This is a genomic window from Streptomyces xanthophaeus, from assembly GCF_030440515.1.
Classification (GTDB): Bacteria; Actinomycetota; Actinomycetes; order Streptomycetales; family Streptomycetaceae; genus Streptomyces; species Streptomyces kutzneri.
Genome location: NZ_CP076543.1, coordinates 849,861 through 874,204, shown reverse-complemented (window position 1 = coordinate 874,204; position 24,344 = coordinate 849,861). Strand labels below are relative to the sequence as shown.

Below are 24,344 nucleotides of genomic sequence, written 5' to 3'. Positions count from 1 at the left end.
TCCTTCCGACGGCTGATACATCCACAGTGTGCGCATTGCGATCGGCCCGCCACGCGAGCGCGCAGTGGCTGTCGTGTCAGCCCTCGGGGAGGCGGAACCACCGCTCCTGGCCTGCGGAAATGCGTTCGTGCCGGTCGGCGGGCAGGACCAGGGGCACCGGGCCCAGGAGCGACGAGGGGACCTTGATGCCCAGGCGGCCGGGCCGGAACCGGATGCGGATGTCCTGGTGCCCGAGGTAGGAGATCGAGAACGAGGACCCGGGCACTTCGGACAGGGGGACCGGGTCGATGTGCAGGCCGTCGGCGTGGGGCTCGAGCCCGACGATGCCGCGTTCGACGAGGTCGAGGGTGCCCGCCATGGCGCCGAGGTGAATCCCTTCGCCCGTGGTGCCGCCCTGCACGTCCGTGATGTCACTGAGCAGGGCTTCCTGGCAGTAGCGCCAGGCATCCGGGCCCTGTTCCCGGGCGAGGATCCAGCCGTGGACGAGGCTGCTGAGCGTGGAGCCGTGGCAGGTCCGCCGCAGGTAGTGGGCCACCGTCCTGCGCCAGAGGTCGTCGTCGAGGCGGTGCCCGAGCCGAAGGAACATTTGTGCGAGTTCTGTGGGGCGGAAGAGGTAGCCGAGCATGAGGGTGTCGGCCTGCTTGGACGCCTGGTAGCGGTTGGGGGTGTCGCCTTCGGCCTCCAGGATGCGGTCCAGGCGGCGGATGTCGTGGTAGCGGGCGCGGTAGCCGTCCCAGTCCAGCTCGGCGAGGTCCCCGTAGCCGTGGAACTGGCTGATCACGTCGCGATGGAACGGCACGTACAGGCGGCGGGAGACGTCCTCCCACAGGGTGAGGTCGTCGGGGCCGATGCCGAGTTGCGTGAGGAGCTCGGCGCGCCGGGCCGCCGGGAGTTCCCCGTACAGGTCGAGGGCGCGGGCCAGCACCCACGCGGCGGTGACGTTGGTGTAGGCGTTGTCGTCGATGCCGGGAGCGGCGGTGTCCGGGTAGGCATCGTGGTACTCGTCCGGTCCGACGACGCCGCGGACCCGGTAGCGGCCGAGGCCGCTGTCCCATGTTGCTGCGTCCGCCCAGAAGCGGGCTATGTGCAGGAGGAGTTCGGCGCCCGGGCCGTGCATGAATCCGGCGTCGCCGGTGGCCTGCCCGTACCGCCACACGTTCCAGGCGATGGCCGACCCCACGTGGTGCTGGAGGTGGGAGTGGTCGGGAAGCCAGCGGCCGGAGCGCGGGTTGAGGTGCAGCCGCTGCGTCTCCTCGGCGCCGGAACTCCCGCTCTGCCAGGGGAACATGGCCCCCTTCGCCCCGACCCGGCGGGCGGCCTCCAGAGCCGCGGGCAGTCGTCGGTGCCTGTACATCAACAGGGCGCGAGCGGTCCCGGGGAGGTGGAGGGCAAGGTAGGGAAGGACGAACAGCTCGTCCCAGAAGACGTGGCCCCGGTACGCCTCGCCGTGAAGGCCGCGGGCGGGGACGCCGGCGTCGAGCTCCGCGGTGTGCGGCGAGAGGGTCTGCAGGATGTGGAAGGCGTGCAGTCGCAGAACCTTGCCCGTCTCTCCGGGCACCTTCAACTCCCCATCACTCCAGAGGCGTTGCCAGGCTGCCCGGTGGGAGGCCAGCAGGGAGGGGAAGTACGGGGCGTGCGTGGCGCAGTCGATGCTCCGCCCCAGCGGATCGGCCGGGGGGCGGTCGAGCGAGGTGCACAGGGCAGCGGTCTTCACGACGACGACCGGGGCGGCCCGCTTGATCGGCAGGACGAATGTCTGTGTGGCGGTGGTGGCGGTGCACGCCCGGTCCACCGGTGCCAGGGGACGCGCTGATGTCCGGACCGCGAGCCCGATCCGTACCCGGGAGGTGGTCGTGGTGCAGGACAGCCAGGCGGTGCCCTCCGCCTCCACCCCGGCCCGGTGCCCGGCGAGGTGCCGCCCCGCCAGGGCGCGGTAGCGGTCGACTCCCGTGTTCGAGACCTCGCCGTCGAGTACGGACTCGATCTCGATCCGGCCGCTCCAGCCGTACGCTCTGAACACCGTCTTCTGCGCGGCCAGGTTCGGGTCGCCCATGTGGACGAGGCGGGTGTGGGTGACGCCCAGGCGGCGGCCCTCGGTGTCGTGGAAGAGCATGCGGCGAGTCAGCGTTCCGGCGCGCAGGTCCAGCGATGTGTGGCTGTGGCGCAGAGCCGGATGGTCGGGTGTGAGCCAGTCGCCGGGCGGTGCGCCCTCGGGAAGGCAGCGGTACCGCAGGGCGGTCCAGTCCGGCAGCCGGACCATGTCCTCGTTGGAGACCGTTCGTCCGCCGACGGTGGAGTCGAGCCGGTTGTAGCAGCCGGCGAGGTAGGTGCCCGGGTAGTGGATGTCGTCGGCGACGGTTTCGGGGGCTGAACCGCGGGTGGCGAAGCGGCCGTTGCCCAGGGCGCACAGGGCTTCGACCAGCCGCTCGGTCTTCGGGTCGTAGCGGTGGTACTCCCAGCGCCAAGGTGTGGTCACGGGCGGCGTCCTGCTTCGAGTGCGGCAGGCAGCCCGCCGAGGCCGGGGAGGACGAGATCGGCGCCATGCGCACCCAGGGCGTCCCTCATGCGTGGGTCGTCCTCCCGGTCGAGCCCCACCACCAATCGGAAACCGCCCCGGTGTCCCGCCTCGACACCGGCGAGCGCATCCTCCACCACGGCCGCGTGTGCGGGGGGCACGCCGAGGCGGCCGGCAGCTTCGAGGAAGAGGGCAGGTTCGGGCTTGCCCGGAAGGGCGAGTGCGGCCGCGTCCTGGCCGTCCACCAGGGCGTCGAAGTAGCCCGCGAGCTCTGCGGACTCCAGGAGGGAACGGGCGTGCCGGGAAGCCGATACGGCTGCGCACCGGACCGCCTTCTCCCGTAGTTCCTGGAGCGCGGGCCGCACATCGTCGAAGGTACGGACTCCGTCGGTCCGCAGCATCGCGGAGAATATCTCCTCCTTGCGGGCGGCGACCGCATGGACGGTGGCACACCCGGGGGGATCCCCTGGCGTCCCGGGCGGGAGGTCGATGTCGCGGGCGGCGAGGAAGGCGCGTACACCGTCGAGGCGGGAACGGCCGTCGACCAGGTCCCGGTACTCGCGGACGGCGTCGAACGGGCGCGGTCGTGCACCGGCATGCGGTGGCTGCCACTCGCGGAGGCAACCGTCGAAGGTCTCCTTCCAGGCGGCCGCGTGACGGTCCGCCGTGGCCAGGAGCACTCCGTCGGTGTCGAAGACGACCGCGCGCAGTTCGTTCATGAGTCGTGCACCACGCGACGGCCGGTGATCCGGACACGGGCGAGCTTCATCCAGTGGCTGCGCGGACCCCCGGCCCAAGGCTCGGAGCGGGCCGTGGTGTTGAGGCGGTGGATCTCGTGCGGATCCGTGACGGCTGCCAGTTCACCTACGGCCAGCACGCTCCAGCCGCTCGCGGTCACGTCGTCGATGTTGTCGATCTCGAAGGCGGCCTCGGTTCCGGCCGCTCTGGCCGTGACGGCTTCCGCGGCGGTGCGGAAGGCGATGTCGGCCCCTGCGGCCAGGTAGTTGACCGGGAGCACGGCCGGACCCTCGGACGTGAAGACGGCGATGCGGCCCACCCCGTGCGTGTTCAGCAGCCGCCGGCATTCGGTCTCGTCCAGCGCTACGAGCGCGCTGTCACGCCGGGCGGTGGACCGGCCGGATACACGGTGGGCGCCGGCGCCGGTCAGATCGTCGACGGTCAGGCCGAGTGCGCCGGCCACCCGTACGAGGGTGCCGATGGACGGGGCGGCGGCGTGCTCCTCCAGGTAGGCGATGTATGTCCCGTCGGCGCCGCACCGCCGGCCCAGTTCGTCGCGGCTCAGACCGAGGGCTTCGCGGCGGGCCGCCAGGCGGCGGCCCAGGTCGGTGCGTCCGGTCACTTCGCCGGACGGCTGGGGATGGGTGCTCGGTGTGCTCTTCACGGCACTCACCGCTCCTGGGGCGGTACCGCGACCGTGTCGTGCTGCGGTCCGCCGAGCACGACCTTGAGGGCGCCGGTTTCACCGGCGCGGGAGAAGACGTCGTACGCCTCTTCCATCTGGTCCAGTTCGAAGCGGTGGGTGACCATGGCGGCCCCGGGGAGGCGGCCGGCGGCCATCATGCGCAGCAGCATGGGGGTGGAGTGGGTGTCGACGAGGCCGGTGGTGATGGTGACGTCCTTGATCCACAGGTCTTCGAGGTGCAGGGTGGCGGGCTTTCCGTGGACCCCGATGTTGGCGACCCGGCCGCCCGGGCGGACCATGCGGGTGCACATCTCGAACGCCTCGGGTACGCCCACGGCCTCGATGACCACGTCCGCGCCGAGCCCGTCGGTGAGGTCCTCCACCAGCCGCTCGGGCTCTTCGTCCGCGCTTGCGGTGGCGTCTGCGCCGAGGTCGCGTGCGGCGGCGAGCCGGGACGCTGCGAGGTCGACGGCGATGATCCGGCCGGGGCTGTAGAGCTGTGCGGTGGCGATGGAGGCCAGGCCGATGGGTCCGGCGCCGACCACGACGACGGTGTCGCCGGGGCGCACGTTGCCGTTGAGCACGCCGACCTCGTAGGAGGTCGGGAAGATGTCGGCGAGCAGTACGGCGTCGTGGCCGGCCAGGGCGCTGGGCAGCGGGTGGACGGAGAGGTCGGCGAAGGGGACGCGTACGTATTCGGCCTGAGTGCCGTCGATGGTGTGGCCCAGGACCCAGCCGCCTCCTCCGCGGCACTGGCCGTAGTGGCCCTCGCGGCAGAACCGGCAGCGACCGCAGGCGGAGATGCAGGAGATCAGGACGCGGTCGCCGGGGCGGACGCTGCGGACGTCACCGCCGGTCTCGACGACGGTCCCGACGGCTTCGTGGCCGAGGACCCGTCCGGGTGTCACTTCCGGAACATCGCCCTTGATGATGTGCAGGTCGGTGCCGCAGATGGTGACGGCGTCGACCCGGACGATCGCGTCGGCGGCATCCTTGACCGAGGGGTCCGGGACGTCCTGCCAGGAGGTCTGTCCGGGCCCGTGGAAGACGAGTGCCTTCATGGCGCGGCCTTCTCTCTGTGTGCTGTGCGGGAGGGGGCACCGTCAGGCTGCGCCCGTGTCCCTCCGTCCCGCTTGGGCCGGTCGGCCCCGACCCGGGACCGGTCGGTACCCGGCGGACAGGGCGTTGCGGTGCGACGGTGGGAGACCGGCATCCGTACCGAAGGAGGGCTGCTGCCATGTCCCGGTCAGCCCCGTCCCCTGCTACCGCCCGCCCGGCCCTGCTGAGGTTCCTCGGCGGAGTGCGGACGGTCACCGGCAGCAAGTTCCTGGTCGAGAGCGGTCACGCCCGGATCCTCGTCGATTGCGGACTCTTCCAGGGTGTCGCGGACCCACGGCGCCGCAACCGGGACAGCGGCGACCTCGGCCGCCCCGGCCACCCGAGCCGTTCCCGGGCGCCGACGTCCTGCTGATGGAGTCGACGTACGGCAACCGCCGCCATGACCACGAGAGCGCCCGCCGGGAATTCGCCTCGGTGATCACCCGCGCGCTGTCCCGGGGCGGGACCGTGGTCATCTCGGCCTTCGCGATCGACCGCACCGCGGCCGTCCTGCACGAGCTGGCCACCCTGCGCGGCGACGGCACGCTGCCCCGCCATGTGCCGGTCCACGTCGACAGCCCCATGGCCCTGGCCGCACCGGACGTCCACCGCGACGCCGTACGGACCCGCTCGCCCGCCGGCATGGCCACCGGCGGCCGGGTGCTGCACCATCACTCTGCTCTCAAGAGTCGGCCCTGGGACGATGCCGAGTTCGGCGAGTGCCGGTCCGGGCCGAGGCGCTTACAGAGGTGCCGCCGTACGTCCCGTCCGGGCTCTTCGAGCCGGTGCAGAGGTACTTGGAGGCCCGGATCGGGCCACCGCCGCCTGGCCAGAGCTGATGCTGCGGCGGCCCCGGGGCGAGGGGACGGCTAGAGGCGCAGGCTCGGAGAACGGCTGAGAGCGTGCGCGGACATTACTAGCTGCAGTGTCGCCCGGGCTGGGCACGGGGAAGGCGCTGAGCAGCTGGTGCAGCTCGGGAACCGTGCGGTGCGTCAGCCCTGTGCCGTGTTGTTGCCCGACTTCCCCGCGCGCCGAGCTTTTCGCCGTCCCGGGGTCGGCCGGGCCTTCGGCGAGCGTCCGGGGCCGCCGGTTCCTTCCGGGCATCCCCGCGCCACCAGCACACGCCGGTGGTCGCCGCCCGCTCGGGGCACGTCACAATGCTGGCCGGGGAGCCGTAGTCGCAGGCAGGCGAGGGCGACCAGGGCTTTGTAGTGGCGAGTGGTGAGGGCCTTGTCCTGCATGAGCTTGTTGAAACAGCGCGCGACGAGGTCGCGGCGCCGGCACAGGCTCTCGCCGTGCCGTCGGGTCCGGGGCCGGGCCGGCCCGCACCGCTTGCGCGGATGCGTGTCATGACCGGCTCGAACTGCGTGCAGTGGTTGACGTTCCCGCCAGTGACCGTGAACGCGAGGGGACGTCCGCGGCCGTCACAGTCGAGGTGGATCTTCGTGCTCAGTCCGCCGCGCGACCGCCTGAGGGCTTCACCGGTCCAGGGCACCCTTTGCGGGCTCCGGCGGTGTGCTGCTGGACGTGGGCCAGGAGCCGGTCCCAGGGTCTGTCCGCCGACCAGCGGCGGAACCGTTCGTAGACCGACTTCCACAGCCCGTAGCGTTCGGGCAGGTCCCGCCGGGCCGCGCCGGGAATTCGACGGTTCGGCCTGGAAGGAGATCTGCTGCTTGCGGTGTCGGCGCGAAACGTCTCGTCGGCCGCCGTCATGCAACCTCTGAACCGCATCAAATCGCAAGCGTCGACGCCGTCAGGTCAGGACGATGCGGTCATGTCGATCTCGTACTGGACTCGCCCCGCGCTCGCCCATGGGAAGCGTCTCTACCTGCCGGTGGGGGGTGTGATCAACATGTGGGGTAACTCGCTGTACGACACTCGGTACCGGTGGGCAGGCGTCGTCCTGTTCATCTGTGGCCTTGTACTCGTCGTGCGCGGACGTCATGCGTGGCGGGGATTCGGCCAAGGATGGCGCGCGCCGGCGGAAGCACGCGGCTGGCTCAAGCGCACGTTCCGCATACCTGAATGGCTCAGCCGCTGGCTGCACGGCACTGGCCAGACCTCGTGCACGAGTCGCTGGGAATGGATCAAGTTCTCCGTGTGGGGGCTCGTCGCCATCAGGTGTTGGATGCATCCGTTCACCGTCGGCGACAGGGTCATCGCTGCCCCTGGTCGGCTGTTCGACCACGGCGCGGACGCAGCGACGATGCTCGCACTCGCCGTTCTCTTTCCGTTCTTCACCCGCTGGATCGAGCCGAAGCACAACCAGCTGCAACGGCTGGCGGCCCGCGCCTACCGGGCCATGGCCAGCCGGACCTTGGCGAATTTCAGCGCCTTCGGCGCCGTGGCGGTGTTGCTGTACACCTTGCTCGCCTCGCTCGACCGCGACACCGTCAGAGCCTTGCCGGCTCTCACGGTCACGATCGGTCTCGCCACGGTGGTTGCGACCCACAAGATGTGGGCTCGATACCGGAAGCTGTGCACCCAGGCACACAAGGACATCCAGACCCTGATCCGAGCTCTGGAGAAGCCCGTGGGTGACGACCCTCTCGCGAACCAGCCGGCAATCCTGGAGGCCTGGGACGCGGTAGAGCGCGATCTGCTTACCCGAGTCGACACTGGCTACATGTTCGGGGCGCGATTCGTTCCGAGAGCGGTCACAGCCGCAATCGGCGAGGCCGTGGAAAGGTCCTGCAAGGAAAGGGCAGGTCAGCAGGGAGCGCGCGAACAAGTGCTGGTCGACCTACGCAGCATCCAGGATGTCTGCGGCGACCACCTGGACTCTGTGGCATGACGCGATCATCCACCGCCGGAAACAGCAGGCAGGATCCCGCCTGCCCCTCGCGCTCCTCGGTCTTGAACGGGCGCGAGCGGGACTCAGCGCTACGCGTCGAAGCCCTGGCTCCCGGACCAGCGATGACAGGGGCCACGGGCGGGCGGTGTCAGTCCGCTGAACTATCCTTCCCGGCACCGCACACCGACTGCAAGGACCAAGAGAATTGACCGGCCTGTCTGCTTTCCCTCTGCCCTTTCTCGCTTCCCGTTCCCTGTCGTTCGCGACACCCCGAACACTGCGGGAACTCCAGATGATGCAGTGCAGCGCGCTCATTCGCGCGAAGCCGGGGTGGTTCGACAAGATGAACGATGCCGACATCGTCGCCAGGTGGACGCAGGAAGCCGTGGCCCAGGGATTCACCGAAGCCCAGGTTCGCTATGTGCTGGCCGAACTCCTGCACTACGCCGCGCTGAGGGACGGACGAACCGGCGTCGAGGTGTCCGCCGTCGACGGGGTGTGGCAGTCGGACACACTGGTCGACGACAAGCTCGGATTCCGGCTGCGCGAGGCGGTTCGGGTTCTGGAGCAGGCCCCTGAAGCGGAACAGGACTGGCACCCCGGATCCGACGGCCAGGTACTGGATCTGGTTCATCCCTCACTGTTCTGCCTGGTGAGAGAGGTGAGCGGGGCACCCGAGAGGGCTTGGAAGAACCCGACGGACCGCTACTCGAAGTACGAGTTCTCGGAGAAGTTCCAGTGGCTGCCCACAGACGTCGACGTCAGTGAGGATGGCGATGTCGCCTTCCGCTCGTACGTCAACAACGTCCACCCCGAGGCTCATCGCGAACTGGCCTCCGTGCTGCCGGACTTGTTCGCATGCTTCCGCCCGCTGCTGGAGAACGTGCTCACCGATCTGCGCCATCCGCGGCCCCTGCGAATCGAAGTCGACCCTTACGGCTGGTACGACTCGAAGCCGGAGTACCCGAACAAAACCTCCTACAACGACGACGGGGCCTATGCAGAAGCCCTCCGTGCATGGGGAGAGGCCCAGGACGACTGGTGGGAGAACCGTCGCCCGGCCATCCCGGACGCCCCGGCCTTCACCGCCCCCGAGTTGCCCGACGTATCCTCCCGAGTCGACCTGCGCGGCCGCCGCCTGCAGGTCATCGTCAAGCTCGCCACGATTCATCTCACCCCGGACAAGCCCGAGTACCCCGGCGGTTCCTGGCACGTCGAGGGGATGATGAACGAGCGGATCGTCTCGACCGGCATCTACTACTGGGACAGCGAGAACATCACCGAAAGCCGGCTGAGCTTCCGGGTGGCACTCGACGACCCGAACTACGAACAGAACGACGACGACGGCCTGCGTGAGGTCTACGGCCTGGAGGACGAAGACGCACTGAACCAGATGCTGGGATCGACATCGACCCCGGCGGGCCGCTGCATCGCGTTCCCGAACATCCTGCAACACCGCGTCGACTCATTCCGCCTGACGGACCCCACACGCCCGGGACACCGCAAAATTCTGGCGTTCTTCCTGGTCGATCCGTCGGAAAAGATCGTTTCGACATCCGATGTGCCGCCGCAGCAACCCTGGTCCGACACTTCGACCATGACGCTTGAGCAGGCCAAGCACTACCGGGAACAACTCATGCAGGAACGCAAGTTCTTCGTCGACGAACACAACGAGCAGCTCTACGAGCGAGAATTCTCCCTCTGCGAGCACTGAACCCCGCAGCCTGGCGCAGGGATTCGGCGCGGTGACGGGGAGGGGGCGGCCGCCGCGCGAAGCCGCGGCCGCCCCCTCCCATGGACCCTCACCCGTTCCGCTGCCCCGGACCGGGCATTCGGATCCGGAAGGCGTCAGTGGAAGACCACGTCGCACACGGACAGGAAGAACTCACCGGTGTTGCCGCCGTTGCCGCCGTCGGGGGTGTTCGGGCCCCCGTGACCGCCCCAGACATGCACGATCGCGGCCCGCCCGCTCCGGGTCGGGAGGGTGGCGAACTCCCAAGAGGTCGAGTCCTCCTCACTCAGGGCGCCCTGGACCTCGACCAGGAACGGAACGGGCTCCAGGTCCTCCCATGAGAGTCCGCTGCGGGGGTCCCACCCCTCGCGGGTGAGGAACCAGCGGTGCGACCAGGTCTCGTCGGTGTGATAGGCCATGTAGTCGTACGAGAACGTGTGGCTTGCGGCCGAGGCGTCCATCCGGGTCGTCGGCCAGTCGCCGAGATCCGTGCCGGGAACAAGGTCGAGACCGGCGAACTCCGGGTTCCCTGTGGAGGCGACGGTGTTGCCCTCGAAGAACTTTCGGTACTCGAGATAGCGCAGGGCGTGGTTCCAGGGGTAGTCGGCCAGCATCCGGTCGGCGCCCGGCAGCACCTCCTGCCAGGTGCTGCTGCTGTTCTCCGCCCGGGCCTTCGCGCAGATCGGAGACGGGTCCTCGTCCCTGATCGCGGCGGCGGCCCGGCTGCGCGGGTCATTCATCGTGCCGTGACGCGGAGAGCGGTCGGCGCCGGACTTGGCGCCCCGGGGCATCGGAGGGGCGGACCAGGCCACCGCGGCGGCCGCGGCGACGGTGACCTCGTTGGTGAACGGGGTGAACGAACCGTCGGCCTTGGCCCGGATCTTCACCCGGTATTCGGCGTCGGGCTCTTCACCCAGGTCCACCCAGTGGGAGTTGGACGGGGCCCAGTTCCAGGCCGACCAGTGGAGGAACACCGTCTGCCGGGCCTCACCGTTGATCCACACCTCGTAGACGTGCGGGTAGGGAGCGTCCCCTTCGTTCCAGTCCGCCGGCGGGGGCCAGGTTCCGTGGTCGGGCTGATTGTCACCGATCTGCCACCGAAGGTGGATGCCGAACACCTGGTGGTCGCCGTCGGATCGGTGCCTGATGTCGGCCAGGAGCCCGGAGGGTGCCTGGATGTTGGCGCTGCTGCTCATGAAGTCCTTCTCATCCGGATCCGAAGGAGATCAGCGGCGGTCGCGGAGCAGCCCGGAAGCGGTCCGAGCCCGTCGTACGCCGGTCACCCGCAAGGAATACCCCACGGCCATCCCGGCACGACGGGAGCGCACAGCCGCGCTGTTTCTCCTTCGAAGAAAGAGGATCTTGGCTTCTCGATCCTTGCGGGTTCCGGCACGGTCGTTCGGCCGCGCCGCACACGTGATCGTTTCTGCGCGCCGGTCCGTGACCCGTACGGCCCAACCTGCCATGTCTCCTGGCCTGCGCCGCGCATGGCCCACGCGGTGGGGCGGGGCCACGGTTCTTCCGCGGCCGACGAGCGTCAGCGCCAGGTGGGATGTCCCTCGGTGGTGGCGCCGGTGGTGAGCGCGCGCTCGCCGGTCTTGTCCGCGCGCACGGCCCAGATCACGGGCTGCTCGTACGGACCGCGGACGAAGGCCACCCAGGTGCCGTCGGCGGACCAGGCGGGGTCCATCTCATGGGCGCTGGTGGCGACCAGTTCACGATCGTCACCGCCGTCGGCATTCACGAGGCGGATGTCGCCCTGAGTGCCCGCGCCGTATGTCCCCGCTGTGTAGGCGAAGGTGGTGCCGTCGGGTGACCACACCGGGTCGAGTGCCGGATGGGGCAGCCGGGTCACCTGCTGCGGGGCCCGGTTCGGGTCGGCGGGGTCGACCACGTGGATCTGCCAGTTCCCGGGCCCCGTCTGCAGGCAGACCGCGATGCTCTTGCCGTCCGGCGACCACGCGGGATCCTCGACCTGGCCCCCGCCCGACGTGAGCTGGCGGGCCGCGCCGTCGGCGACGCCGACCACGAACAGCTGCTGTACGCCGTCCTTCATGCGCAGCACGGCCAGCCGGCTGCCGTCCGGAGACCAGGACACCCTGCCGCCGGCGATGGACGTGATCCGCCGAGCGTTCGAACCGTCGGCATTGGCGGTCCAGACCGCCGCGCCCTCGGGTGTGCTGCGGGTGAACGCGAACGACCTGCGGTCAGGGGACCACTGGGGCAGCGTGTCGCATGCGCCTTCGCCCCCTGCGATGAGCTCCACGGGCTTCTCCGTCGCCGCGTCCCGGCGGGCGATGACGCCGTGGCACGTCTTGGGCCAGCCCGGGGCGGTGTCCTGCCGGATCAACAGGGGACCGGCCGGGAACGCGGCAGGGACAGGGGCGGGGGCAGGGGTGGATCCGGTGGGCGTGGCGGCGCCGGGCTTGGAATTGTCCTTGGTGGAGTCGGTCCAGGGCTGCCACACGTACAGGCCGACGGCTGCGAGTGACGCCACGAGCACCGCCGCCACCACCGCGCGGCGCCGCCGGGGCTTCTCCGCAACTGCCTGCGCCACCTGCGCGGGGGCGGGGGCGGGGGAGAGCCGCGCCGCAGGCCCCGTCACGGTGCGCGACTGTTCGGTACCGGGCTCCGCGACGGCGGGCGGGGCGGTGTCCGGGACCGGGAGTTCCTGCGCGGTGTCCGGCGGGCTGTCCGGCGGGCTGTCCGGCGTGGTGGGCCGCACCGCCGGTTCCGGGGGCGGGAGCAGGTGCGTCGCCGCCTCCGGCAGCCAGGAGCCGCCGTCTGGGTGGCGGACGGTGAGGGTACCGAGGAAGGCGGCCGGTGTGGGCCGTGTCGCCGGGTCCTTGGACAGGCAGGCGCCGATGGCTGCCCGGAGTTCAGCGGGCACCGCGGTCAGGTCCGGCTCCTCGTAGACCACCTTGTAGTGCCTGGCCGCGGACGGGCCGTCGCCGAAGGGGGCGCCGCCCGCCGCCTGGGTGAGCACCACCCCCAGAGCGAACATGTCGACCGCGGGGGTGAGCACGCCACCGCCGGTGAGCTGCTCGGGTGCCAGGAAACCCGGCGTGCCGACCTGCAGGCCGGTCTGGGTCAGGGACGTTCCGTCCAGGGCGCGCGCGATGCCGAAATCGATGACACGCGGTCCGTCCTCCGCGACGATGATGTTCGCGGGCTTGAGATCGCGGTGGATGACCCCCGCTCGGTGGATCGCCTCAAGTGCCTCGGCCAGGCCGGCGGCCAGCACGGTGAGCGTGTCCAGGGGCAGCGATCCGACGCGCGCCAGTACCGCTTGCAGGGTGGGACCGGGTACGAAGGCCGTGACCAGCCAGGCCGGCTCCCCCTCCGGGTCGGCGTCGACCACCGGCGCGGTGTGGAAGCCGCCGACCCGCCGCGCGGCCGCGACCTCGTCGGCGAACCTGCGCCGGAACCCGGGCTCGGTGCTCAGCTCGGGACGTACGACCTTGACGGCGACCGCACGGCCGGACCGGGAGCGGCCCAGGTAGACCACGCCCATGCCCCCCTGGCCGAGCCGTCCCACCAGCCGGTAGCGGCCCTCGCCGACCGAGGTGGGATCACCCGTTTCGAGCGGCTTCATATGTCCCCCGTTTCACACCTTGCGCGATGAACAGCCTCTCCCTACCTGTCGTGCCGACCACCAGTCAAGCCAGGCCCTTGCGGAGACCCGACCGGGGTGCCTCCGACAGCCTGTCCCCCTGGTCGGCCCCTGGCCGCCGGGACGGAGCGGGTTCAAACGGTCTCGGCGGACCTCGCAGGGGTATCGGCTCAGAACGTGGCGGCGGACAGGCAGTCCCGGCCGTTCAGCTGCCGGCCGGCGGCTTCGGCCAGGTCGCTCCGGTAGCGGCCGCGTCCAGCACATCACCCAAGCGAAGCCAAGCGGTCGGTCCGGAGTAGGTGGCCGGACCGTTCGCAAACCGCTCCCAAGCCCCCTGATCGGAGCCGAGCGCTTCGCATACCACCGAGACCACCAGGGGGTGCGCGCTCCCCGGACCGCTGCCCCTGGCACGCAACGCCGACCAGGCCGGCAGCGCTCGTACGAGTTCCGGGCCGGTGTCCGGCCTGGTCAGGATCATGCTGGTCCAGGTCTCCCGCCACGACGGCGCACCGCCCAGATTCCGGCGGAGGCCGAGCGTGACGCGGAGCAGCGCCTCATCGGGAGAACTGTGCCGACGCAGGACGTCCTCGAGGTCGTCGGCTGATCGGTATGTGCCTGCCACAGAGGCGAGGAGGGCCTTTTCAACGAGGGAATCGTCACCGACGTGCCGGTCCAGGTAGTCACACAGAACCTGGGCCGAGGCACTGGCCAGCTCGCGGACGGATACGTTCTCCGGGGAGCCGAGCGCGGCACGGCGCCGGTCTGCGCCGATGGCCGGCGGCGGATCGGCAAGAACACGCTCGATCGTGTCGAGGAGGTCCTCGATCCGGCGTCGGTGGTCGTAGCGCGGCTGGAGACCGTGGTGGTGGTTGCTCAACCGCCCCCGCACATGCCGGACGATGGGACGGACAGCGGCCTTGACTTCGGCGGTGACCGTCGGAAGGTGAAGCAGCATGTCCCGCAACCAGGTCACATCGTCCGGCTGGGCGGCCGTGTAACGGTTGTCGGGTTCCCAGTAGGGCAGGGCACGCATGGCTGCCTCGGCGAAGTTCGCAGCAAGCTCGGCGAGGGTCTTGGCCGGGGACAGCCACTCGGCCTGCCGGTAGCCGTCCTTGGCCTGCGTCGGGTTCAGGACGTGGCGCCATGTTCCGGATGCGGCGCGCCGCACCCAGGAGACGGGAGCACGGCATCCGAAGTCGAGCAGCGTCGTGCTTTCCCGTTCCAGATGGAACCGGAACTCGCGCTGTTCTTCGTCCGTGCAGGCAGACAGTTCCGCCTCGTAGTGCTGCAGGATCTGTTGCTCGTCAGATCCGTCCCGGCGCATGCGAGAGCCCTGTGCCAGCAGGATCTGAAAGGACAGGCGGTCAAGGTCGGCCGCAGCAAGTTCGGCCAGCAGCTCCGGCTCGACGGCCCAGGGCAGGCGGCCGAGCAGTTGCTCGTGGATCGGATGCTCGGAGTCGGTACCGGCGGCCCCTTCCACAAAATCCCGGTGCCGGTCAGGTTGCCGTTCGAGTATCTGGCGCCACATGTTCCCCCACGCTTCATGCGCCTGCTTGTGCCGTTCCAACCAGTCCTTGGCATCTCCGCTTGCTGACGCATCGGGATCGGGAGCCGTGGGAAGCATGTCGCGAGCTGACTCGAACACGAGGTCATGCAACGGGCCTTGCCGGAACAAGACCTGCGCTGCAGTCGGTGCGTCGATCAGCTGGGGTGTCATGGGCGGCGGTGTACCGATGCGGGCGCGCACCACGTCGGCGATCGCCGCGGCCAGCAGGTCGTCCGCCCGCGGACTTCCCAGCAGGGCCAGCTGCTCGGGTGAGCACATCCGCAGCGTTTTGTCGCGCAGCGACGCCGTACACGAGGGGTGCCCCATCACACGCGCCGTCAGGGTGAGCTGTCGGCCGAAGTACGGCGGGTTTGCCTCGGTTTCCAGATCCATTGCCACAGCCCTCTCGAGGAGCCACAGTGGCGACTCCTCAGCATGTGGTCCTGCCAACAGAGCTTCAGCGAGGGCGGGGTGATCGGCCGACCGGACTTGACGTACCGCCAGTCGCACCACAGGGTCGTCCGGGCCGCGGCCGGTCATCGCCGTGATGAGGAATTCAGGCGGAAACACCGCAGGGGAGCTCGGGCGGCCGGTCACGGGATGGATCCTCCATGAAGAAAGGTGTCGGTGCGCTTGCTCGGCATGTTGCCCTGCGGCACTGACATCCCGCTGTGCGGGTGCCGGTTACTGCCGTTTCAGGGCAGCACCACCGAGCTGGTTACTGCTCTGCGCCGTCGAGGCGCGGATGCAGCGCGCCCGGGGAGTCCTTGGACGCGTTGCTTCGAGGATCGCGTCCACCACGCCGTGCCGGGCATCGCCCAGCTGCAAAACTTTGCCCTGCCCCAGTGACCGAGAGGGTCAACCCAGCTCAGCCGCGTCAGAGCCAGCAGGCTTCGGGGGCCTCTGGTGACCGCACTCCAGCCGGGTTCCGTTGGCGTCGGTCACCGTGTACTCCAGGACAATCTTGGTCGGGTCGCCGTCCTCATAGGGCCACACCGTGATGCCTCCCTCCCAGACGAGGGTTGAGAACCAGACATCGACCCCCTCGGCTTCAGGCGCGACCGTGAAGACCTCCCCGGGCCGCAGATAGAAGTCCTCACCGTACGGCTCGATGAAGAGACAGAGATCGCCATTGCCTGCATTCTCCACAGGAAGCCTGCTGCGTCCCATGCGTCCCCCCAGACCGCTACCCCGATGACCCGCTCCACAGTATCCGCCCACACCGACCCCGCCGGGTTCGAGCAGCCCTGGCCCTCCCAACCCGTCGCGGGACAGCGCCCACCCGGTCGAGGAGGGTTCCCAGCACGAAGGTGTCGTCAACCTCCGGCACGATGCCGGCCTGTTCGTGGAGTTCGCGCACTGCGAAGCCCCCGTCACGTCGCCGAGCGCCTCGATGGCGGGCCCCGTATCCATGATGCCCCGGTCCCACCGCTCGTCCGCCTCGCGCGCACCCTCGCCGCCCAAGGTGAAAGGCAGGCCGCCCCGCGCGCCGTCGCAGCCGCCGAACTGGCCGCCGGTGTCCCTGAACTCCTCTCTCCGGCTGCAGCCTGACGTCTGACCAGACCCGGTGGGAGCGCCAACACGCAGAAGGCCTGCGCTGGCCGTGACCGGTCGAGTGGCTAGTCGGACAGGCGGCCCAGCAGCGCGCCCTGGCCGGACTGGAGAATGTGCGCGGCCTCCAGCGGGATCCAGAAGCACTCGAAGTGAGTCGGCTCCTGCTCGCCGTCGTGGTCCTCCCGGCTCATCCAACGTTCCGGGGTCGGCTCGGTGAGCTCCAGGTGGAAGACGTGCCGGTGCTGGATCTCGAACCGGTACGGGCTGATGTCGTACTCGGTCTCGCCGAGCTTGCGGACGATCTTGAAGTCCGACAGGCCGGTCTCCTCTCGGGCTTCGCGCAGAGCGGCGGCCTCCGGGGTCTCACCGGGGCGGACGCTGCCCGCGGGGACCTGGATGCCGACCTCCTCGTAGGAGTAGTCGGTGTGGTGGAACACCAGCAGGCGCCCCTCGCGGACGACGTAGACGAGGACCTTTTCCTTCGTGATCTTCTCGGGCACAGCAACAACCTCCACTTGGTACAGGAACTGGTTCGTGGCCCGGCGCAGGTGTGCGGCCGATCTTCACCCGTACGGGGTGTACCGAAGCTCGTCCACCAGGCGTTCGGTCTCCCTGCGGGCCGGCGTCAGCAGCGGGTCTCCCTCGTAGGAGAGGGGTCCGACGATCTTCGAGAGACAGAAGAGCGACATCAGCTTGCCGTCCCGGCTCTCCAAGTCCTCACGCCGCTCCTGCCGGACGCGGTCCGCGAGCACCGGGACGGCCAGCGCGTTGCCCCACAGCATTGCGGCGTCCAGACCCCGGGGCGCCATGCCCCAGTCCTCCCAGTCGATGATGCAGAACTCCGGCCCCGTCACGTTGGCCCAGGTCAGATCCGCATGCGCCGGCGCCCACCGCTCGATCCGCGGATCGGCGAGGCCGGGGAAGACCTCCCCGAGGGTCTGCGTCACCTGCTCCTGCGTGATCGTCACCGTGTCCGGGGTTGCGATCCGCGGCGTCCGCTGTGAGGCAAGCGCGTCCAGCGACGCGTTCAGTGCCTCCCACCAGGCATCCGGCAAGCTCGGGTCTTCGAGCACCAGGGCGGCCTTGCCGACCGACGGCGACGCCGTCAGCTCCAGCTCATCGGCGCGCCACATCACCGGTTCGCCCGGCTCGCGCCACGCTACGCCCTGGTACCACTGGGGCATCGTGACCCCTTGCAGCACGGCGGCGGCCTCGGTCCCGTTCCAGCCCTGCGTGCCGATCCGCTCGAAGCCCCGCCGCTCGATCCGTACCCACGTGCCCCGATCGGTACGGCCACCGAGAGAACGGCGCTTGCGTACCAGCGCCTGCCGATCCAGTTGCACGTCCAGCGCCCTTTCCACCCGCACCAGCATGTCTTCCACCGGTTGACGGCGCAGATCCAGCGGGGCGGCAGCAACGGGTGGGAATCCAGTCATCGCGACCTCCTCGGCGAACAGGTGACCGTAGCAGAAGAGGCCTGCGGGCAAGCTGAGTTGTGTCCGTCCGCCAGGTGGCGAACGCCCCGGCGTCCGGGTCCCGCCTCTCCCGGCGCAGCCGTTCCCGCCGGCGGGGCACGGACGCGTGGGCGGCTCGGTCATCGACCGGAGGCCGCGGTTGCCACGATCGGGTGACAGGGTTCGTGGAGCGGGTTCCTGCGACGGCGGGCCCCTAGCCTGGTTGTCGATCTACTTCCCCGCGAAGGATTCGTACGATGCGGCTGCGCAGCCGGCACCGGCCATGGCGCTACGAGGACATCCAGGCCCGTCCCACCCACCTGCACGATCGCGGGTGGCGCACGGCCCGGCTGGCCGCGGCCGCCGTACCGCTGCTGATCGTGGTCCGGCAGGGGCCGTCGGACCTGGGGCCGGCCCCCGACGTCCTGCGGTTGCTCCTCGCCGTGCTCATCCTCGTGCGCGCGGTGACCGGCGAACGGCGCATGCGCGCGATCAGCCGGGCTACGAGGCGCCAGCAGTGCCGCACCGAGGCCGTGCTGCTGTTGGCGGGGACAGGAGTGGCGACGCTGCTGCCGCCGGCCGGAGCGGATCCCTCCCTGGGAGAGGTGGTTCTGTGGGCGGCGGTGGCCGCCGCGGTCACCCTCCTCGGCTGCCTGCGCGAGTTCCGCACATGGCCGCAGGTAGGGGGAGTGTCGTCACCCTGGGTACGGTGCTTCGGCCGCCTCCGGACCTGGTTCTGCTACGGCTGGACGCCGGCGCTGATCGCCGTGGTTCAGCCGGATGCCGGCGCGCTCCTGCCCGCGGCGACGGTCATGACCGTCCTGGAGATCGGCTTCGCCCTCATCGCGCTGCGGACCGGTGACTGGGCCCTGCGCGCGGATGCGGCGGTCGCACTCCTGACGACGCGGATCGCCCGCGACCGTTTCCCCCTCGGCCTCTACGCGATCATGCACGAGCGGTGGTGGGAAACGGCGACACGGCCACCGCACCAACCCGACCTGGCGCTGTGGGAACTGTGGCTGCGCCACCGTGAACTGCTGTCCTCCCGCACGGCGTACGCCGCGGTGCCGATGGTCTGGCGGCCCGTGAGCGCCGTGCCCGCCTCGGAGGGGGAGCCGTGGATCAGCGCCGCCGAGGCAGCCGCCGAGTCGCTGCGCTGGCTCTGCCACCAGCACACCGGAGCGGATTCCACCCGGCACCGGGAACTGTGGTCCACCGCGCGGATCGTCACGGCGATGACCGCGATGGTCCGGGCGGAAGCGAGCCGCACCGCAGGGGAGTTCGACTACGCACTCCGCAACCGCCTTCACGCAGCCGAGCTGTATGCCGCCGCCGGCCTCGACGGCAACGCCGCAGCCGCTCGTTGCCTCGCCGCCGACGTGCTGCTCTTCGACCTGCAACGCCCGGAGGAAGCCCGAAGCGAGCTGGAACAGGTCGCCGACCGGGCGGATCTGCCCAGGGCGGTGACCTGTCTGAGCCTGGTGCTGAAGGCGGCGGCGGGCGACAGGGCCGCGGGCCGGGCCGCCGCCCGCATGATGCCGCTCGCCCTGCGGTCCGCCCAAGGACTGTTCGACGAGCTGCCGACCTGGCTGCCGTTCGGCAGCCACCTTCACCAGGAGATCGCGTTCGTGCGGTTGGTCGAGCAGCGCTTCGCCGGCATCGCCGACACACTCGGTCCGAGTCTTCCCGCCCAGGCCCGGGCGCGCAGCATGTACAGCACCTTCCTCGACCGCTACGAGATGCCCGCCGCCCATGACCTGCGTCAGGCGCTGCAGCGCGCGCGGGAGTGCCAGGAGAGCGGATCCCCCGCCGCGCGGGGAATCGCCGAGGACGTGGCCACCGTCGCCCGCTCCGTCGGCGACCTGCCGCAGGAGGCGGAGGCCCACCGGCTGCTGGCCCGGCTCGCCGAGGCGGAGCGCCGCTGGCCGGACCTCACCGCCGAACTCCTGGCCATTGTGGATCTCGTCGAGCGGCTGCGGGAACGCGTCAGTGACGGCGACACCCGCATCGACCTGGACCTCACCCCCTCCTGCGCGCAGCTGATCGAGCTCATCGCCGACGGGCAGGCTGCCCACCTCACCCCGGCCGACGCCGTCGAGCTGGCCGAACGCAGCCGGTCACGACTGCTGCTGGAGGTGTTCGGCTCCTCCGTCTCACCTGAACTCCCGCAGCAACTCGCGAGGTTGCGCGACCGGGAACGCGGGACGGAGCAAGGACGAGTACGGGACGGAGTCCTCCCGCGTCCCGGCCGGCCCGCCTCCGCGCACATGGACATCTACCCCGCCCATCAGCGGCGCTACCGCGCGGCCCGCGAAGCGGTCTGGGCGGAACTGGAGGAGTCCGGGCCGCTCGGCGCGGCCTACGTCCGACACCGGCGTGGAGCACCGGCCACCTACCAGGAACTGCGCGCGGTGCTGCCGCCGGGCGTAGTGCTCTGTGAACTCGTCCGCCGCGGCTCGCGGATGCTGGCGCTGGTGGTGCGCGCCGACCGGCCGGCACCTGCGGTCTTCGCAGTGCCGCTGGACGAGGACCCGGACCTGCTCCCTCTGCCCGCACCGGACGGTCCGGCCCGCTGGGGGGCTCCGTTGCAGCCCCTTCTGCGGGCGGTGGCCGAGCAGTGCGCACCCGGAGAGACCCTGTGGCTGGTGCCGGACGGGCCCCTGCACGGCCTGCCGCTGCACGCGGTGGAGGTGGACGGGGTCCCGCTCGGCGAGCGCAATCCGCTCTGCGTCACCCCCAGTGCCTCGCTGCTGAGGCACCGGCTCGGCCGGGACCGGGAATCGGACGTCCGGCGGGCGCTGATCATGGCCGATCCGGACGGCGACCTGCCGCACGCTCGGGCCGAAGCCCATCTCGTCGGCGCCCTCATGCCCCGGGCCGAGGTGCACACCGGCCCTTCCGCGACCCGCCACCGGCTCCTGGAGAGACTGGGCGCGGAGCCGTACGACGTACTCCACCTCGCCTGCCACTACGGCTTCGACCGGGCACAGCCCTCCGGTTCGGCGGTCCGTCTGGCCGACGGGCGGCTGACCGTTGAGGACTTCCTCCCCGTACGGCTCGACGGCTCCCTGGTGGTCGTGAGCGGCTGCGAGACCGGGGGCCAGCAATACCGCAGGGGCAACGAGCTGATCGGCCTCACCCGGGCACTGCTGCATGCCGGGGCCAGGGCGGTGATCGTCAGCCAGTGGTCGGTCGACGACGTCTCCACCGCATTGCTGATGGCCGGCTTCTACCGGGAGCTCGGGCGGGGCCGCCCCGTCGGGGCGGCTCTGTCCGCGGCACGGAGCGGTGTGCGCAGGATGAGCTTCCGCGACGCCGTCGCGCAGTGCGAGCGGCTCCGGAACCTGCCGGAGAACCAGCCGATCGCCGTTCGGCTGGGGCACGACCTCGCCCAACTGCGACTGCGGGCCGGTGACACGGCAGAGGCCTTGAAGGAGATCGCCAGGCTGCTGCCGGACACCGGTCAGGGCACCGAGGAACACCGTGCCCTGACCGACTTGAAGCGGCAGGTCCGGTTCCAGCACGGCCGGCTGAGCTCCGACTACTCCCTGCCCGCCTTCGCTTCCCCGTTCTTCTGGGCCCCGTTCACCCTGGTAGGAGATTGGCGATGACACTCGGCGAACTGACCCTGGCTCCCGTCACCCCGTTGTCCGAGGCGGTGGCGGGCAGCGGCTACGTCATGACGGTGGACGAGGAGGGGTGGCCCACCGCACTGGGCAGGCTCGACGACGCGGATGCCGGCCTTCCGCCCGCCGTGCTCCTTCCCGCACCGATGACCATGTCGGCGTTGTGCACCGGCGGTGCGCTCGACCTGCTGGCCCTCAACCCGTACGGTGCGCTGGTCCAGGACCGCAGTCGCACGCTGGGCGTGCTGGAACGGCACACCGTCTCCTCGTACCTGGTCACCCTGTCGGCTCACGGCACGCTGCGCAGCGACACCCCGTCGCCCTCGGACGCCGTTCTCGCCGGCAGCTACGCCACCCCCGTCGCGCGGGTCGTCTGCCACTGCGGGCGCCTCACCACCCTGACCGCTTACGACCCCGACTTCCCACCGGTCTGTCCCGGCCCTGTGCCGCAGGCCGCGCCGCATCCGCTGGCCATCAGGGCGGAGTGAGCGGTGTTCACGACGACGCTGGGCGAGGCAGCCCAGTTCGCGGGCCGCCGGTTCGTCCGCGTCGTGCTGCTGCCCAGCCTGGTCTTCTGCTCCCTGCTGGCCGTCGTCGCACTGTTCGCCGGAGAGCAGCCGCCCGGCGCCGTTCTGCGTATCTGGAAATCCCAACCCGCCGAGGTCAAGGCACTGCTGGTGGGAGGCTTCCTGACCGCTGTCCTGCTCGTCTCCGCACTCTTGGACTCGGCCCAGTCCGCCCTGCTGAGGTGTGCGGAAGGGTACTGGGGCCGGATCGCGGACCAGTCGCTCGGCCGGTTCGGACGCCGCTGCCACCGGCTGCGGCTGCTGAGGTGCGCCGACGGAGCGGCGCAGCACCTCTACCCGCCGAGATCACGACTGCACGAGGTGAGGCCGACCCGCCTGGGAAACATCCTCAAGGCCGCGGAGCTGTACCCACAGCTGCGCTACGGAATCGATGCCGTACTGGTCTGGCCCCGTCTGTTCCCACTGCTCCCGGGCGGGTTGCTCGGAGCACTGGCGACGGCGCGGGCGGAGCTGTCCGCGCTCCTGGTACGCGCCGTCCTCTCCTGTGCCTTCGCCGCACTCGGGGCCGGTTGTGTGGCGGCCCGGGGTGGCCCGCCCGCCCTGCTGCTGTGCTGCCTGTGGGGCGGCGTGCTGCTGGCCTGGGCGTCCTACCGAGGCGCTCTGAACGCCGCGCTGGTGTACGGGCAGCACGTGCGGGTGGCCTTCGATCTGCACCGCACCGACCTCCTGGAGGCGCTCGGCGAGGAGCCGCGCCCCGGTCCGGACGCGGAGCGGGAACGCTGGAGGCGGATCTGTCTGTTCTGGCACCGGGGCGTTCCCACGCATCACGAGATCCCGCCGGCCGAGAGCCCGCGGACGGCTCCCGACGTTCCGGACGTGCGCACGGGCTCCGGCATCTCGCTGACGCAGCTGAGCCTGGCGGTCGCTGCCGCTGCCGGACTGGTGGGGGTCCTGACCCCGTACGGATGACCGCGGTGGCGGGGAGCACGTTGCCGGGGACCGCGTTGCCGGGGACCGCGTTGGGCCCGCCGGTCCGCCGCCGCTCCGAATCCGGTGGCGGCGCCGCGTGCAGGGGCGTGCCCACCGGATGACCGACTGGTTCGTCAGGGGCGGGTCGCCCGGATGATCCAGGTTGCCGAGGCGTAGAGGACGCCGTCGCCGGTCTCGTGGGCGGTGAGCGTAGTACGCAAGTCGTCGACAGCACGGCTCCGGCCCTCGGCATCGAGACCGTCCAGCATCCAGCCGTGCAGGCCGAGCACGAAACGCTCCGCGTCGGCCGCGTCCTGACCGAACCACATCGCCTCGCTGTGCGGCTCCAGCAGGATTTCCGTGAAGCCCGCAGCGCCGAGAACGGTCCGTACGCGCGTGGGGTCGGCCATCGAGAACGGCCCCGGAGCGTCGGGCGGGGGTGTGGGCAACGGCCGTCCGGCGGCCAGGGCCCGAGCGAAGGAGAGGAGCCACTCGTTGCCCGTCGGCGGTTGCCAGACCAGCTGCACGAGTCGTCCGCCCGGGCGCAGCGCCCTCCCGATGTTGCGGAACGCGGCGACCGGGTCGGCGAAGAACATCGTCCCGGTGCGGCTGACGGCCACGTCGAACGATGCGGGGGAGAAGGCGTGGACCTGGGCGTCCGCCTGCATGAAGTCGGCGTTGTGCAGCCCCTCGTCCGCCGCTCGCCGCCGGGCGACCCGCAGCATCGCGGCCGACAGGTCCACGCCCAGCGCAAGGCCGCTGCTCGCCTGTCCCGCGACGTCGCGGGTGGTCTCGCCGGTCCCGCAGCCGATGTCCACCACGTGGTCGGTGGCGGATACGCCGGCCGCGTCGAGGAGACGTGTTCGATAGGGGCCCAGCGCGCGGTCGAACCGATCGGCGTGCTCCGCCCAGTACGCGCCTTCCTGTCCGTCCCAGGCACGCGCCCTTCTGGCCCCGAGCCCAGAGCAAGCTCTACGAGGAGCCGAAGAAGCTGGTCCGCCACGGCCTGGCCGAGGCGACGAAGGAGGCGGTCGGGCGGCGGCCGCGCACCGTCTACACCATCACCGCCGAAGGGCGGCGCGCGCTGGCCGACTGGCTGCCCCGACCGAGCGCAGGGCCGGTACTGGAGTCCGAACAGCTGCTGAAGGTGTTCTTCGCCGATTCCGGAACCAGCGCCGACACCCTGGCCACCCTCCAGGCCGCCCGCGCCTGGGCCGAAGAGCGGAACCAGGGCAATGTGGCGGTGGCGCACGCCCATCTCGCCGGCCGGGCCCCGTTCCAGGAAAGGGCCGCTCAGACCCTGCTCGTCGGCCGCTTCCTCACCGACTACTACCGACTCGTCGCCAGCTGGGCCGAGTGGGCCGAGGCCGTCGTCCGGCAGTGGCCCGACGACCCTGCGGACGCCACCCCCGACCCGGCTGAGATCGCCGAGACCGTGCGACGGGCGAGCTGGAGCGATTGAGCCGCGCGGGCGACGTCCGCCCGCCCGCGGG

At 70.6% G+C, this 24,344-nt stretch carries 19 protein-coding genes and 1 pseudogene; 8 read left to right on the top strand and 12 right to left on the bottom strand.

The annotated features are described in order from the left end of the window. Positions 1-76: 76 nt before the first annotated feature. From KO717_RS03890 to KO717_RS03875, 4 genes are read right to left on the bottom strand one after another with little or no spacing between them, the layout of a single operon-like run. Positions 77-2,476, bottom strand: coding sequence for a glycoside hydrolase family 65 protein (locus KO717_RS03890; RefSeq protein WP_301364458.1), 2,400 nt, complete (start codon positions 2,474-2,476; stop codon positions 77-79). Continuing rightward, positions 2,473-3,234 (bottom strand): HAD family hydrolase, encoded by a 762-nt coding sequence (locus tag KO717_RS03885; protein ID WP_301364457.1) that lies wholly within the window; start codon positions 3,232-3,234, stop codon positions 2,473-2,475. Before KO717_RS03885 ends, KO717_RS03890 begins: the two co-directional genes overlap by 4 nt. Next, positions 3,231-3,917, bottom strand: a complete 687-nt coding sequence (locus tag KO717_RS03880; protein WP_301364456.1) for a helix-turn-helix domain-containing protein — start codon at positions 3,915-3,917, stop codon at positions 3,231-3,233. Before KO717_RS03880 ends, KO717_RS03885 begins: the two co-directional genes overlap by 4 nt. A 5-nt stretch (positions 3,918-3,922) precedes the next feature. Next, complete coding sequence (locus KO717_RS03875; protein ID WP_301364455.1) at positions 3,923-4,999, bottom strand: zinc-dependent alcohol dehydrogenase family protein; 1,077 nt, start codon at positions 4,997-4,999, stop codon at positions 3,923-3,925. Positions 5,000-5,175: 176 nt separating this feature from the next. Between KO717_RS03875 and KO717_RS03870 the strand changes: the two genes are divergently transcribed. Both KO717_RS03870 and KO717_RS03865 read left to right on the top strand, forming a co-directional pair. Further along, positions 5,176-5,409, top strand: coding sequence for a hypothetical protein (locus tag KO717_RS03870; protein ID WP_301364454.1), 234 nt, complete (start codon positions 5,176-5,178; stop codon positions 5,407-5,409). Then, complete coding sequence (locus KO717_RS03865) at positions 5,409-5,909, top strand: hypothetical protein (RefSeq protein WP_301364453.1); 501 nt, start codon at positions 5,409-5,411, stop codon at positions 5,907-5,909. Before KO717_RS03870 ends, KO717_RS03865 begins: the two co-directional genes overlap by 1 nt. Positions 5,910-6,455: 546 nt before the next feature. On the opposite strand, the pseudogene KO717_RS37455 reads toward KO717_RS03865, so the two are convergent. Next, positions 6,456-6,671, bottom strand: a pseudogene (locus KO717_RS37455) (transposase); the annotation flags it as partial. 139 nt (positions 6,672-6,810) lie between these two features. Here KO717_RS37455 and KO717_RS03855 point away from each other — a divergent pair. After that, positions 6,811-7,830 (top strand): hypothetical protein, encoded by a 1,020-nt coding sequence (locus tag KO717_RS03855; RefSeq protein WP_301364452.1) that lies wholly within the window; start codon positions 6,811-6,813, stop codon positions 7,828-7,830. Between the two features lie 205 nt (positions 7,831-8,035). Further along, positions 8,036-9,544 (top strand): DUF4246 domain-containing protein, encoded by a 1,509-nt coding sequence (locus tag KO717_RS03850; RefSeq protein WP_301364451.1) that lies wholly within the window; start codon positions 8,036-8,038, stop codon positions 9,542-9,544. Between the two features lie 134 nt (positions 9,545-9,678). Here the strand turns inward: KO717_RS03850 and KO717_RS03845 are convergent, their stop codons facing one another. The 6 genes from KO717_RS03845 to KO717_RS03820 form a co-directional block, all read right to left on the bottom strand. Then, positions 9,679-10,758, bottom strand: coding sequence for a lytic polysaccharide monooxygenase auxiliary activity family 9 protein (locus KO717_RS03845; protein WP_301364450.1), 1,080 nt, complete (start codon positions 10,756-10,758; stop codon positions 9,679-9,681). Positions 10,759-11,099: 341 nt separating this feature from the next. Then, positions 11,100-13,157, bottom strand: a complete 2,058-nt coding sequence (locus tag KO717_RS03840) for a protein kinase domain-containing protein (protein ID WP_301364449.1) — start codon at positions 13,155-13,157, stop codon at positions 11,100-11,102. Positions 13,158-13,380: 223 nt separating this feature from the next. Further along, positions 13,381-15,114 (bottom strand): hypothetical protein, encoded by a 1,734-nt coding sequence (locus tag KO717_RS03835; RefSeq protein ID WP_301364448.1) that lies wholly within the window; start codon positions 15,112-15,114, stop codon positions 13,381-13,383. Between the two features lie 465 nt (positions 15,115-15,579). Continuing rightward, entirely contained in the window at positions 15,580-15,891 is a 312-nt protein-coding gene (locus tag KO717_RS03830) for a hypothetical protein (protein WP_301364447.1), read from the bottom strand. Positions 15,892-16,340: 449 nt separating this feature from the next. Continuing rightward, positions 16,341-16,775 carry an NUDIX hydrolase gene (locus tag KO717_RS03825; protein WP_301364446.1) on the bottom strand — a complete coding sequence of 145 codons (435 nt, stop codon included), beginning with the start codon at positions 16,773-16,775 and terminating at the stop codon, positions 16,341-16,343. Between the two features lie 63 nt (positions 16,776-16,838). Continuing rightward, the gene (locus tag KO717_RS03820) at positions 16,839-17,711 is read right to left on the bottom strand and encodes a hypothetical protein (protein WP_301374356.1); all 873 of its coding nucleotides are present in this window, start codon (positions 17,709-17,711) and stop codon (positions 16,839-16,841) included. 275 nt (positions 17,712-17,986) lie between these two features. Between KO717_RS03820 and KO717_RS03815 the strand changes: the two genes are divergently transcribed. The 3 genes from KO717_RS03815 to KO717_RS03805 are packed head-to-tail and all read left to right on the top strand — an operon-like array spanning position 17,987 to position 22,851. Further along, positions 17,987-21,340 (top strand): CHAT domain-containing protein, encoded by a 3,354-nt coding sequence (locus KO717_RS03815; protein ID WP_301364445.1) that lies wholly within the window; start codon positions 17,987-17,989, stop codon positions 21,338-21,340. Continuing rightward, positions 21,337-21,843 carry a hypothetical protein gene (locus tag KO717_RS03810; protein WP_301364444.1) on the top strand — a complete coding sequence of 169 codons (507 nt, stop codon included), beginning with the start codon at positions 21,337-21,339 and terminating at the stop codon, positions 21,841-21,843. The genes KO717_RS03815 and KO717_RS03810 overlap by 4 nt, the downstream gene beginning before the upstream one ends. Before the next feature lie 3 nt (positions 21,844-21,846). Then, positions 21,847-22,851 (top strand): hypothetical protein, encoded by a 1,005-nt coding sequence (locus KO717_RS03805; RefSeq protein ID WP_301364443.1) that lies wholly within the window; start codon positions 21,847-21,849, stop codon positions 22,849-22,851. Positions 22,852-22,985: 134 nt separating this feature from the next. On the opposite strand, the gene KO717_RS03800 is transcribed toward KO717_RS03805, so the two are convergent. Next, a complete protein-coding gene (locus tag KO717_RS03800; RefSeq protein ID WP_437184464.1) occupies positions 22,986-23,672 on the bottom strand; it encodes a class I SAM-dependent methyltransferase in 687 nt (228 codons plus the stop codon). A gap of 38 nt (positions 23,673-23,710) precedes the next feature. Here KO717_RS03800 and KO717_RS03795 point away from each other — a divergent pair, with 38 nt between their 5' ends. Further along, entirely contained in the window at positions 23,711-24,313 is a 603-nt protein-coding gene (locus KO717_RS03795) for a PadR family transcriptional regulator (protein ID WP_301364442.1), read from the top strand. The last annotated feature ends 31 nt before the right edge of the window (positions 24,314-24,344 follow it).

Bases quoted from the DNA above. Each gene is read 5' to 3' on its own strand.
- KO717_RS03885 (WP_301364457.1), bottom strand. From the start codon at position 3,234: ATGAACGAACTGCGCGCGGTCGTCTTCGACACCGACGGAGTGCTCCTG.
- KO717_RS03875 (WP_301364455.1), bottom strand. From the start codon at position 4,999: ATGAAGGCACTCGTCTTCCACGGGCCCGGACAGACCTCCTGGCAGGAC.
- KO717_RS03870 (WP_301364454.1), top strand. From the start codon at position 5,176: ATGTCCCGGTCAGCCCCGTCCCCTGCTACCGCCCGCCCGGCCCTGCTG.
- KO717_RS03865 (WP_301364453.1), top strand. From the start codon at position 5,409: ATGGAGTCGACGTACGGCAACCGCCGCCATGACCACGAGAGCGCCCGC.
- KO717_RS03855 (WP_301364452.1), top strand. From the start codon at position 6,811: ATGTCGATCTCGTACTGGACTCGCCCCGCGCTCGCCCATGGGAAGCGT.
- KO717_RS03845 (WP_301364450.1), bottom strand. From the start codon at position 10,758: ATGAGCAGCAGCGCCAACATCCAGGCACCCTCCGGGCTCCTGGCCGAC.
- KO717_RS03840 (WP_301364449.1), bottom strand. From the start codon at position 13,157: ATGAAGCCGCTCGAAACGGGTGATCCCACCTCGGTCGGCGAGGGCCGC.
- KO717_RS03835 (WP_301364448.1), bottom strand. From the start codon at position 15,114: ATGGATCTGGAAACCGAGGCAAACCCGCCGTACTTCGGCCGACAGCTC.
- KO717_RS03830 (WP_301364447.1), bottom strand. From the start codon at position 15,891: ATGGGACGCAGCAGGCTTCCTGTGGAGAATGCAGGCAATGGCGATCTC.
- KO717_RS03820 (WP_301374356.1), bottom strand. From the start codon at position 17,711: ATGACTGGATTCCCACCCGTTGCTGCCGCCCCGCTGGATCTGCGCCGT.
- KO717_RS03815 (WP_301364445.1), top strand. From the start codon at position 17,987: ATGCGGCTGCGCAGCCGGCACCGGCCATGGCGCTACGAGGACATCCAG.
- KO717_RS03810 (WP_301364444.1), top strand. From the start codon at position 21,337: ATGACACTCGGCGAACTGACCCTGGCTCCCGTCACCCCGTTGTCCGAG.